General features: G+C 64.8%; 9 protein-coding genes and 1 pseudogene. 7 read left to right on the forward strand and 3 right to left on the reverse strand.

What is annotated here, in order from left to right; translation table 11 throughout:
- Window positions 1–159: 159 nt before the first annotated feature.
- Window positions 160–1,062: a PfkB family carbohydrate kinase gene (locus ACH4YL_RS40290; RefSeq protein ID WP_398512511.1), complete on the reverse strand. Its 903-nt coding sequence runs from the start codon at window positions 1,060–1,062 to the stop codon at window positions 160–162.
- Window positions 1,063–1,103: 41 nt separating this feature from the next.
- A pseudogene (locus tag ACH4YL_RS40295) lies at window positions 1,104–1,244 on the reverse strand (alcohol dehydrogenase); the annotation flags it as partial.
- 1,112 nt (window positions 1,245–2,356) lie between these two features.
- Here ACH4YL_RS40295 and ACH4YL_RS40300 point away from each other — a divergent pair.
- The 6 genes from ACH4YL_RS40300 (at window position 2,357) to ACH4YL_RS40325 (ending at window position 7,453) form a co-directional block, all read left to right on the forward strand.
- On the forward strand, window positions 2,357–3,355 hold the full coding sequence (locus tag ACH4YL_RS40300; RefSeq protein ID WP_398512512.1) for an asparaginase: 999 nt from the start codon (window positions 2,357–2,359) through the stop codon (window positions 3,353–3,355).
- 1,091 nt (window positions 3,356–4,446) lie between these two features.
- Entirely contained in the window at window positions 4,447–5,424 is a 978-nt protein-coding gene (locus tag ACH4YL_RS40305; protein WP_398512513.1) for a hypothetical protein, read from the forward strand.
- A gap of 30 nt (window positions 5,425–5,454) precedes the next feature.
- Complete coding sequence (locus tag ACH4YL_RS40310; RefSeq protein ID WP_398512514.1) at window positions 5,455–5,913, forward strand: roadblock/LC7 domain-containing protein; 459 nt, start codon at window positions 5,455–5,457, stop codon at window positions 5,911–5,913.
- A complete protein-coding gene (locus ACH4YL_RS40315) occupies window positions 5,913–6,281 on the forward strand; it encodes a DUF742 domain-containing protein (RefSeq protein WP_398512515.1) in 369 nt (122 codons plus the stop codon). The genes ACH4YL_RS40310 and ACH4YL_RS40315 overlap by 1 nt, the downstream gene beginning before the upstream one ends.
- On the forward strand, window positions 6,262–6,846 hold the full coding sequence (locus tag ACH4YL_RS40320; RefSeq protein WP_398512516.1) for a GTP-binding protein: 585 nt from the start codon (window positions 6,262–6,264) through the stop codon (window positions 6,844–6,846). Before ACH4YL_RS40315 ends, ACH4YL_RS40320 begins: the two co-directional genes overlap by 20 nt.
- A gap of 256 nt (window positions 6,847–7,102) precedes the next feature.
- Entirely contained in the window at window positions 7,103–7,453 is a 351-nt protein-coding gene (locus ACH4YL_RS40325) for a GAF domain-containing protein (protein ID WP_398512517.1), read from the forward strand.
- 12 nt (window positions 7,454–7,465) lie between these two features.
- On the opposite strand, the gene ACH4YL_RS40330 is transcribed toward ACH4YL_RS40325, so the two are convergent.
- Window positions 7,466–8,659 carry an acyl-CoA dehydrogenase family protein gene (locus ACH4YL_RS40330; protein ID WP_398512518.1) on the reverse strand — a complete coding sequence of 398 codons (1,194 nt, stop codon included), beginning with the start codon at window positions 8,657–8,659 and terminating at the stop codon, window positions 7,466–7,468.
- Between the two features lie 1,330 nt (window positions 8,660–9,989).
- Here ACH4YL_RS40330 and ACH4YL_RS40335 point away from each other — a divergent pair.
- Window positions 9,990–11,044, forward strand: a 1,055-nt coding sequence (locus ACH4YL_RS40335; protein WP_398512519.1) for a bifunctional folylpolyglutamate synthase/dihydrofolate synthase, incomplete at its 3' end; no start/stop codon positions are given.

The raw sequence follows: 11,044 nt of genomic DNA on the forward strand, positions 1-11,044 counted from the left end.
AGGACCCGAAACCCTTCGTCTGGACGAAGACCGCAGACGAGATCCTTGAACGCCTCGCCGGATATCTGAACCGAATTCCCGACTCAGGACACTAGCCCTCGGCAGCCGTAGCCGCCCGCGGACTGCAGCACAGCGGCATCGCACTGGCGACGCCAGAGATCAGCCGGGACGGTCATAGTCTGGGAGTGCCGAGGGCTCGACGCCGGATTGAGCGCAGACGAATGCAGCGACACGGGAAGCGTAGGCGAGCATGGCCGCTGTCCGGCCGGCAGGCAGGTCGAGTCGCCACGAGTCGGCAGAGAGCCATGACAGTACTCCCGCCATGAAGGCGTCACCGGCACCGATGGTGTTGACCGCTACCGTTGCGGCAGGTACGGAAATCGGATCGCGTCCATGCGAGTAAGCGATGCTGCCCCGCGCACCACGGGTCATGACCACGAGTCTGCCGCCCCGGGCGAGCTTAAGGCAGCTTGCCTCTGGCTCCCGGTAAGGCCATAGCCGGGCCAGGTCCTCGTAGCGAGCCTTGACGACATCGGCAGCCTCGCAGAGCTCACGCAGCCGATTGAGGCTGTGGACCGGCTCAAGGGTGCGGTCCTCGCACACATAGGAGTCGACAACCAGCAAGCGCCAGTGGGCCGCCGCTCGTGCCATCGCCGCGACAGCGAACGCCGCCGGTTCGACGACTGCCGCGAGCCCGCCGACGTACACGGCGTGGAACCGGGGCATCTCTGACGTCCGGTCCGGCAGATCGAACGTCGCCGTGCGCTGAGTGTGAAAGTGGTAGGCAGCGCCCTGAGGTCCTGGATGGGCCACGCCGAGGGTGGTGGGCAAATCGGAGCGTCCACACAGGGAAAGGTCGACTCCCGCGCTGGTGAATTGGCGTTCAATGATGTCAGCGAACGCGTCGCCGCCCAGGGTTCCGGCGAATGCAACCTGCATGCCGAGGCGTGCCAAACCAACTGCGACGTTGGCTGGCGCTCCGCCCAGCTGCGCGCGCAGGGCAGTCGGATCCCCCTGTCGGATGGGGACAAGGTCGATCAGTGCCTCACCAAGTACCAGCACGCGGCCCCTGCTCACAGCTCCCCCACGATCTTGCGGCCGATATCGCCCTGCAGAATGTGCAGATCGGTGCCGCACAGACCGCACGAAGCGACGGAGACGACGACCTCGCGGGGCCCCGGGGTCGGGTCGGGCACGGTCGTGACGGAGACCTTGCAGGGGGCTTCGACGATCGCTGCCCTCATTTAACAGCTCCAAGAGAGAGGCCCTGGACGAGCTTGTCCTGGCGGCGTAACCGGCAGCGAGCTCCGGCAGGGACACAACGACGGACGCGGCGCACAGCTGGGCGAGGAACAGGCCCTGGCTGGTGACGACTCCGATCAGATACACGGGTGCCGTCTGGGCCACCACGCCGGTGAGCACCCGGGCGAAGAGCAGCTCGTTCCAGCTGGAGATGAAGCAGATCAACGCGGTCGAGGCGATCCCCAGACAGGCGACCGGCGCGACTGGCAGTCGCAAGTTCCTGTCGTCGCTCCTCGGTGTCCACTACACACTTCTCTGCTCGTGCTGGTCCTGGCGGTCTGGTGGCAGAGGTCCGGCCAGTTCGGCCCATGTGCTGTTTGTACAAGCAAGGAAACGCTGCGACCAGCGCCTTTACCGCCTGAGCTATGACCGTTCGTGCCCCATTCGCCAGTGGCCCGTTGCTGGTCGGCAACTCAAAACGGTCTGTTGGGGCTGCATTCGCACCCGCTTAGGCCATACCCGGGCCTGAATGATGCCCGACCGCCACTTTGAGGGGGACGAATTAGTCAACGGAGTACTCGTAGACGGGCGTTCGCATGCACGTCAAACTCGCGCAGGCCTGCACCCCCGCACCCCCGGAGACCCGGGGTGATCGCAAAGCGGCACCGCATGCCCGTTCGACACCACGAGGCACGCCCGATATCGCGCCAGGTCTACGCGCTCCAACTTGTCAACTAACCCCCAAAAGGGACATACGTTCGACACTCTCAACTTCCTTAGTTCCGTTTACAACTGGACCGTGTTTTGCTTTTACCGACGGGAACAGCCGAACTTTTGACACACGGCAGAAACGTGAGTGAAATGAGCCACCCCAGGGGGATGTGTGTGGGGTAGGGAGAGAAATAGTGACTGCCAGTCAACATCAGCCACCCAGTAGACCTTTCAGACGGGGGAACGAGTGCAGGACGCCGGAATCATCACGTAGCGCTGCCGCTCCCGCTGAGGACAGGTCAAGCCGAATGCCGTCAATTCAATCATGCGGCGGGTCAGCCCCTTCTGCGTCAGATCCGGATTACGGCTCGCACCTCCGTCGTTCTAGAGGGGGACGGCAGCAGTGAATCATGATCTCCGCCACGTCCCCCTCGCCAATGTGGTGCGCGAAGGCAGCATTGAGGGCGTCCACTACGGCTCAGTTGTGATCTTGTCTGCCGACGGTAGTGTGCGGTTTCAGGCAGGAGACATTGCGACGGCGTTCTACCCGCCCTCCGCACTCAAACCGATCCAGCTTGTGGGCATGATGCGCCTCGGCCTGTCACTGGACGGCGAGTTGCTGGCACTGGCCACTGCCAGCCACTCGGCCGAGAACCGCCATCTCAACGGTGTCCGGCGCATGCTGACCATCAGCGGGCTGTCCGTAGCCGATTTGCAGAATCCACCCGATTGGCCTTGCGATCCCGCGGTGCGCGAGCAGTGGCGCCGTCGTGGGCTTGGTCCGTCGCGGCTCGCGCACCACTGCTCCGGCAGCCATGCGGCCATGCTGGTGACGGCGAAGGCCAACGGCTGGCCGCTCGACAACTACCTCGACTGCCAGCATCCGCTACAGCGGTCGATCGCCGAGGCGGTGGAAGATCTGACGGCCGAAAGCGTTGCCCGCGTGACCGTCGACGGGTGCGGAGCACCGCTCTACTCCGTCTCTCTGCGCGGTCTCACCCGAGCCCTGTCCCAAGTCATCTCTGCTGCTTCCGGTACGAATGAGTCATGCGTCGCTGACGCGATCCGCGAACATCCGGAGATGGCTTCAGGAAGTTGGCGGGATGTCGCACGGCTGATGAGAGCTGTTCCCGGGCTACTTGTAAAGGACGGATTCGAAGGTGTCCAAGTGGCAGCCCTGCCGGATGGCCGCGCAGTCGGGGTGAGGATCGCTGACGGTGGCGACCGCGCCCGAATGCCGGTGACGGCGGCGGCACTCGCGCTGTGTGGAGTTGATCGCGATATTCTCACCGAGTTCGCCAGCACCCCCGTACGGAGCGGCATGACCGTGATAGGCCGGGTGACGGCTTCGGGCACAATGCCGGTGAGCCTGCCCGCTGTACCGCCGGCACAGGGAGCCTAGGGAATGCACCCCGCGACGCTGTGGCGCCTTCTCGTGGAAATGCAAGGGCAGGAGCTGCACACGGCTTTCGACGCAGATTTCGGCTCAGCTGCGGACGAGGGTGTACGCGATTTAGAGCATCCCCACTTGCCGACCGTGATGGTGGCCAAGTCCACCTGGACGCGGTGGATTTGCCGGAACCGGCATTCCCCGTTAAGTGCGGCGCTGGTTCTGAAGGCTGGCTGCTTTTGTCAGAGCCGCGCCTGTCGCCGACAGTGCCTGCGGCAGAGGACCACACTAACGGGCAGGCCGTTCCTGTGCTTAGGACCGCCCCACCGAACCCGCACCAGAGCGCACCCGGTGAACGGCCCAAATGGCGGCCTCCAGCCTCCTGCCGGAACCCAACACCCCCACCCTTGGCCGCAGTCAGCCATATCGAGGATTCTAATGTTTGACGTCTCCCCTTCCCCACGGCAGGGCAGCCGCCATGCCCGTCGGCACCGTAAGCTCTCAGCCCAGGATCTGACCCCCACTCGCGGGATGCGCATGCGGCTCCTGCAGCTCGTCCTATGGCCCGCGACCGCTGTCATGTTGTTGATATCGGCAGGCGCGGCCCACACGTGGATCGAAGGGCCATTCACGCCTCTCGCCTGGGTTGTCGGCGCCCTCGCCATCGGAGGGTGCGCTGGAACCATGATCGTGGCAGTGCGTCAAGCTATCGCCATCGCCAAGACGATCGCGGCGAACGGCGCCGCAGCCGACCGGAAGGTAGCCCGACGGCTTGCCGACCTGCGGACCGTAATGGCTGACGGACGCAAGGAACTTCAACTGCAAGCGGAGCGAGCGGCGCGGGGCGAGCGCCCAGCGCCGCCCTCCCCGATATCTGCTGAAGGACCGCCCCTCGACACACCCTTCAGGGCTCTCGAGCACACCCTCCTCCAATACCAGCACGATGCATTCAGGGCCATCGCCCAGACCCCCGACCGTCAACAGGTCGAAGTGTTCGTCAACATCGCCCGACGGCTGCAGACACTGGTGATACGAGCCCTCGGTGAACTCGACACTCTGCAGCGTGAAATGGAGGATCCCGTGCTCATGGACGGGCTCTTCCGGTGGACCACATCGTCACGCGGTTCCGCCGCGCAGTCGAGTCGCTGGCCGTGTTGGGAGGCGCCGTACCGCGCCGCATCAACAGGCCTGTGCCGGTGCAGTCCCTGTTGCGCTCTGCCATCGCCGAGATCGAAAGCTATCGACGGGTCAGGGTGCTCCAAGCTCCAAGCGGTGCTATTCATGGGCACGTGGCGGCGGACATCGTTCACCTGCTGGCCGAACTCATCGAGAATGGCACCAAGTTCTCGCCGCCCGACACCATCGTGCACATACGGGCCGAGATGGTACCTGCCGGCCTGGCCGTCGAAATCGACGACCGGGGCCTCCTCGTGTCGACGGCTCAGCGGGCTCAGCTGAATCGACTGCTCGCCAACCCGGAGCAATTCGGCGTCACCGCGCAGCTCAGTGACGGCCGAATAGGACTGTACGTAGTGGCACAACTCGCCGGACGGCAGCAGATCACGGTCAAGGTGCAGACAAATCTGTACGGCGGAAATCAGGCCGTCGTCGTTCTCCCGCGTGGCCTTCTCAGCCCAGCGGACAGCGGTGGCCCTGCCAGGCAGCACGAGTCCAGCCCGCAGCAGCCGTCGCTTACGTCGGCGTACGCTACTCCGCGACCGGACGCAGAGTCTGCACGTCACCTGACTACCCCTCTTGCCCCGATGGCTACGACAACGCAGGCCGGCGATCCCGACGAGAAGCGAGCGCGGGATCCTGAGCGAACGGGCGACGATGCCGGCCCCTTTCCTGCGCCGCCCTCGCATGCGAGGGCAGAGCCCATGCGGGAGCCGTCCGCGGAAGAGTCCGTGCGGCCGCCGCTACCGCGTCGCAGCGACGCCTCCTATCTGGCGTCCCAGCTCCAGCACAACGGTGACGACCGCGACGAGCAGGACGCCGCCGCAAATCCACGTCTGGCGGCCCGCTTCTTCCAGGGCCTCAGCCGCGCCGGCAAGGACGAGGGCTCCGGCGCCACGTCCTGATCAGCCTGACCAAAGGAGAACGGCCAAGACATGACGAACGAATCGCCCGCGGGCCATTCCCCGAGCAGCTTGGAATGGCTGCTGACCGATTTCATCGCGCGAGTGCCCCATACCTTCAGCGTCGTCCTGACCTCTAGCGACGGGATCACAAAGGTCGCACACGGCCTAGATGCAGACCAGGCGGACAGGCTGAGTGCCATCGCCACCAGCCTGTGCTCTTTGGGCCGCGGTGTCGGGGACGTCTGCGAGGCGCGCGAGAGTCACGAGCACCGCAAGAGCGGCAAAGTGCGCCAGGTGGTGGTCGAACACGATCTTGCTGTGTTGTTCGTGTCATCGGCAGGAACCGGGACAATTCTTGGTCTGCTGGCTTCACCGGCATGCGATGCAGGCGTCGTGGGATACGAGATCGGACAGCTGGTGAAGAGCGTCTCCGACCATCTGGCAACACAGCCACGACTGTTCGCACCTTCACCCGGAACGATCGTGTGATGACAGCCTTCACCAGCGCACCTTGGGTCGACGACAACGAACTAGCGCTACGCCCCTATGCTTTGACAGGCGGGCGTACCCGTCCGAATCACGTGATGGACCTCGCCTCCCTCGTCAAGGTCCGCAGACCAGCCCCTCGCGAGCGGGTCAGCCCAGAGACCGATCTGGTACTCGACCTGTGCCGGCGAGAGCCACGGTCCGTCGCGGAGGTCGCAGCGACACTCAGGCAGCCAGTGCAAGTGACCAAGATCCTGCTGTCCGACCTGATCGACACTGGCCTTCTAACCATCCCCCTGTCGACCAGAATCGCTGATCCCACAGACCCACGCATTCTGGAGCAACTGCTCGATGGTCTACAGAAACTCTGACCAGCCCCTGATCCCTCTGAAACTGAAACTGGTGATCGCAGGAGGATTCGGAGCGGGCAAAACAACTCTGGTGGGTGCCGTGAGCGAGATCCCCCCGCTCAGTACAGAGGAACGCATCACCGAAGCAAGCTCCGCAGCAGACGGCCTGGTCGGAGTGGAGCGCAAATGCACCACCACGGTGGCTCTGGACTTCGGCCGGATTACTCTGCATGACCGGTCTCTGGTGCTGCTCCTGTTCGGCGCCCCCGGCCAGGACCGCCTCTGGTTCATGTGGAGCGACCTCACCGAGGGCGCAGTCGGCGCAGTCGTCATCGTCGACACCAGGCGCCTGCTGGACAGTTTCGCCGCGGTCGAATACTTCGAACGCTGCCAACTCCCTTTCGTGGTGGCGGTCAACGAGTTCGACGGCGGCTTTCACTACGAGCCTCATGAGGTGCGGGACGCTCTCGCGCTCAAACCGGACGTTCCCGTCATGCTCTGCAACGCCCGCGACACTCTCTCAGCACGAGGTGTGCTGATCCAACTGGTTCGGCACGCGCTCAGACGGTCGCGCCGTTCGCTGTAGCCGCCTTCAGCAGATCCCCTTCAGATTGGCATCCCACCGTGACGTTCGACATCGACGCAGGGCTCCACCTGCCGTCCCGCGATAGGGAACTCCCGCAACGCCTGGCGCGGTTGCGAGAACTCGGGCTGGGAAACCGTCCCGAGCCGGAGTTCGATGCATTCGCCGCCCAACTTGCCAAGGACGCAGCTGTCCCCTACGCCATGGTCAACCTCATCACCGATCAGCAGTACTTCACCGGCCTGCACACCTCGGATGGATGGCACGCCGACACCGGTCCCGCGCGGCCGCCCAGGTGCCGCAGGTGGGCCGGGAGATGGACCGCCATCACGGCTACTGCCCGGAAGTCCTCGAACGGCGCAAGGCGCTAATTTTGCCGGACGTCTGCGCCTCGCCCCGGTTTTCCTCAAACCCCGTTGTCGACCACCTGGGGATCCGCACGTACATCGGAGCGCCGCTGATCGACGACCTCACCGGTACGACGCTCGGCACCATATGCGCGTTGGGCCCCGAACCGCGCCCGCTCGAGTCAGGTCGGGCGGCGCTGAACTTCATCAAGGAGCGCCGCGACGAGTTGATGAAGCACATCTACTGCCGCGCTGGCGCATAGTCAGGTAGTTAACTACGTCTGGCTGGCCACAACCGGGGTTGCGAACAGTTCGGACCACTGTCCCCTGGACGTCCCCAGCGCGACCTCTGCCAGGCGCAGCAGTTGTATGTCAGACGTACCAGCCGGTGCATAGATGTGGTGAGCGTCTCGCAGGTAGCGCTCGACCGGTCGATCGGTGAACAGCGCGCACGCAGCATGCACCTCCATGGCCGTGCGCGCCGAATCCAAGGCATACTCGGCGTTGATGAGCTTGGCATTCATCAGCTCCGCATCGCAGGGCAGCCCCCGGTCCAAAAGGTCGGCAGCGTGGTACAGGGTAAGCCGGGCGGTCATCAGGCGCGACTGCATCTGCCCAAGCTTGCGCTTGACCGTTGGCAGGGCGCTCAAGGCCTTGCCGTAGCGGTGGCGCTCGGAGACGAAGGCCGCTGTCTCCTCCACGACCGCGCGGTGGATGCCCAGCGCCACGGCGGCCAGGTTCGGGCGGCCATACAGGGTACTGGAGGAGTACGCGGCCTTCAGGCCGTCGCCCTCCCTGCCGAGCAGGTTCGCAGCGGGTACGCGGCAGTCTTCGAAGTGCAGTTCGCCGAAGCCAAAGCCATGCAGCCCCATAGTTGGCCGCAGATCGCCGAGTGAACAGCCTGGACGATCAGCCTCTACCAAGAACGCCGACAGGCCACCGGACCCGGGTCCGGTACGGACGACGATTCCGTGCAAGTCGCCAACGTGACTGTTGCCGACATGGACCTTACGGCCGTTGATGACATAGGAATCGCCCTCGCGTCGGGCGGAGGCTTCCATACCCAGGACGTGCCCTCCGGAGCTCAACTCGGTGACAGCGATCGTTGGAAGCACATCTCCTCCAGCGATGGCCGGCAGCCAAGTCTTCTTCTGCTCTGGGCTGCCGAAGTGGATCAGCTTGGCCACTCGCAGCTGAGAGGCCTGAGCCATCGCTCCCATCGCGCCGCTGACCCTGGCCAGCTCCTCGATGACGATGGTCTTGGCCACGTGCCCCAGTCCGAGCCCGCCGTATCGTGCATCGATGGTTACCCCGATCCACCCCTGACGAGCGATCAGCCTGCTCAGGTCATGCTGAACGGATCGGGCAGTCTCCATCTCGGGTACCCGGGGGCGTACGTGCGCTTCCGCGAAGGCGCGGACCTGCTCCCTGAGCTCTTCGTCATGCTCAGTGGTGAAGTAACCGTGCATCTACAGCTCTTCCCCGCGATCGACAGTCAGATAGTGCGGCTCACAGAGATGCGCCACCGCAGCCCGGCAGATGCACAGGCAGTGTGAAACATCCCCGTAACTCGGTCAACCGCGACAGTCAGCGTCGACCCGGCGTAGCCGTCCGGAGGAGCGCCACAGCGGCAACGAACAGGCCCGACGCCGTCCAGCGCTTACCGCCAAACGGACACGGAAATTTGTTGTTACAAGACGCTACCCCCAAGTAGCCGGTTCGTCATCGGAACATCGCCCGGGCCACCAGCCCAAGGGATGCATGCAGCTCAGCTCCAGCGACACGAGCGCCCGATGCATACGCATCCCCGCGCAAGCGTCCGCGGCTTTTCCGGCAGGGTCAAAGTGCGTGCGTGCGCAATGTTCGAAATGCTGCTATTTGACTGCACTAGAGGGAAGCAAGTATGGCCCGACAGGGAACTCATCCGTGGGTGGAAGCTCGCTTGCCAACAACCAACGGTCCAACTCCTTGCGTCACCAAAAGCCCGCTACCCAGCAGCCGTCAGCCCCGCCGTCAACTATCGACTGCGGTTGCCCACTTCGAACTACGAGAGGTTTGAAAGCGCCCATCTGCGGCCGTGAGGACCGCGTCCTCCCCTGAGGTACGCCCACTGACTGCACGCACACATCCCGGATAGCGCTGCTAGACGCTGCTTGCCCCCAGATAGTTGCGGAGTTGACGCTCGTCCCGGGGACTCAGTGTGCGCCCATCGTCGGCGTCCTGACCGCTGGCTGGACTTGATGCCTGTGCGAGCGATGCGAGGTGTGATTCGCTGTCGGCAGAGCCATCTACGCAATCCCGCCTGGTCGTAGGCCAGTCTGCACGAAGCTTGCCGGGCAGCCAGTACCGGCGGCGATAGGGGTCGCGTGTCGATTGGAGAGCGGCGATCATGGGCTTCAGCCCGTGGAGGTCGTTGGTATTTGTCGGCAGAGTCACCAACGACGAGGGGCAGTCCGGCCGCATCGGACAGGACATGCATTTTAGGAGCCTGGCTTCGCCCGAACCACGGAACGCGGACCAGCAAGTTCGCCTCCCCCTGTTTTGCCCTGACATCGGCGAAGTCAAGCATCACTCGGGACAAGTCCAGCAGGTTCACGTCGGCGAGGTGCTCAGAACTGACTAGTGCAGACGCCCTCCCATCCGCGACCAGATCGCAAACCGGCGGTGGACCTCGCCGTTGACGCCCCAAACAGGACGGCGACGCCCACCCGAAGCACAAATGTGCAGAGCCAGTCGATCTGCAGGGCACCGGGAGTCCTCGGGGCCCGTCGGTCCTCCCCAGCTCCGTAGTCTGGCTCTGTGAGTGAGCAGCCCGACCCTTTCGACGAGATCGTCGACGCCGAGACCGACCGTGACCCCGATCTGGTGGTGATCGAGGCCGGCAGCCGTACCCCGCGTGCGACGGCCGGGACGCCCCAGAATGACACCATGCCCGCCCGGCCCGCGGATCCGGAGGTGGACAAGGCGCTGCGCGCGGTGGAGCAGGAGCTCGCCGGCCGCTGGGGCGAGACCAAGTTGGAGCCTTCGGTCGCCAGGATCGTCGCGCTGATGGACGTGCTCGGCGAGCCGCAGCGCGCGTACCCCTCGATCCACATCACGGGGACGAACGGCAAGACGTCCACGGCCCGCATGGTCGAGGCCCTGTTCACCGCCTTCGACCTGCGCACCGGCCGCTACACCTCGCCGCATGTGCAGTCGATCACCGAGCGCATTAGCCTGGACGGCGCCCCGATCGACGCCGAGCGCTTCATCGCGACGTACGCCGACATCAAGCCATACATCGAAATGGTCGACACCTCGCAGGAGTACCGGCTCTCGTTCTTCGAGGTGCTCACCGGCATGGCGTACACCGCCTTCGCCCACGCACCCGTGGACGTCGCCGTCGTCGAGGTCGGCATGGGCGGCAGCTGGGACGCGACGAACGTCATCGACGCCTCGGTCGCCGTCATCACCTCGATCGATCTCGACCACACCGACCGGCTCGGTTCCACTCCCGCCGAGATCGCGGCGGAGAAGTCCGGCGTCATCAAGCAGGGCGCGACGGTCATCCTGGCGCAGCAGCCGGTGGACGCCGCGCAGGTGATACTGAAGAAGGCCGTCGAGACCGATGCAACGGTCGCCCACGAGGGCATGGAGTTCGGCGTCGTCTCGCGCGAGGTCGCGGTCGGCGGACAGCAGCTGACCCTGCGCGGACTCGGCGGCGAGTACGACAGAATCTTCCTTCCGCTGCACGGCGCGCACCAGGCGCACAACGCGGCCGTGGCGCTGGCCGCGGTCGAGGCGTTCTTCGGCGTCGGCGCCGATCACGCCAGGACGCTGGACATCGACACGATCCGCAAGGCGTTCGCCGCGGT

Origin of the sequence: Streptomyces sp. NPDC020681, from assembly GCF_044334895.1 — a bacterium.
Taxonomy (GTDB): Bacteria; Actinomycetota; Actinomycetes; order Streptomycetales; family Streptomycetaceae; genus Streptomyces.

Coding starts and splice junctions, on each gene's coding strand:
- ACH4YL_RS40315 (WP_398512515.1), top strand. CDS start 5,913: ATGACAGCCTTCACCAGCGCACCTTGGGTCGACGACAACGAACTAGCG.
- ACH4YL_RS40330 (WP_398512518.1), bottom strand. CDS start 8,659: ATGCACGGTTACTTCACCACTGAGCATGACGAAGAGCTCAGGGAGCAG.
- ACH4YL_RS40320 (WP_398512516.1), top strand. CDS start 6,262: ATGGTCTACAGAAACTCTGACCAGCCCCTGATCCCTCTGAAACTGAAA.
- ACH4YL_RS40310 (WP_398512514.1), top strand. CDS start 5,455: ATGACGAACGAATCGCCCGCGGGCCATTCCCCGAGCAGCTTGGAATGG.
- ACH4YL_RS40325 (WP_398512517.1), top strand. CDS start 7,103: ATGGCACGCCGACACCGGTCCCGCGCGGCCGCCCAGGTGCCGCAGGTG.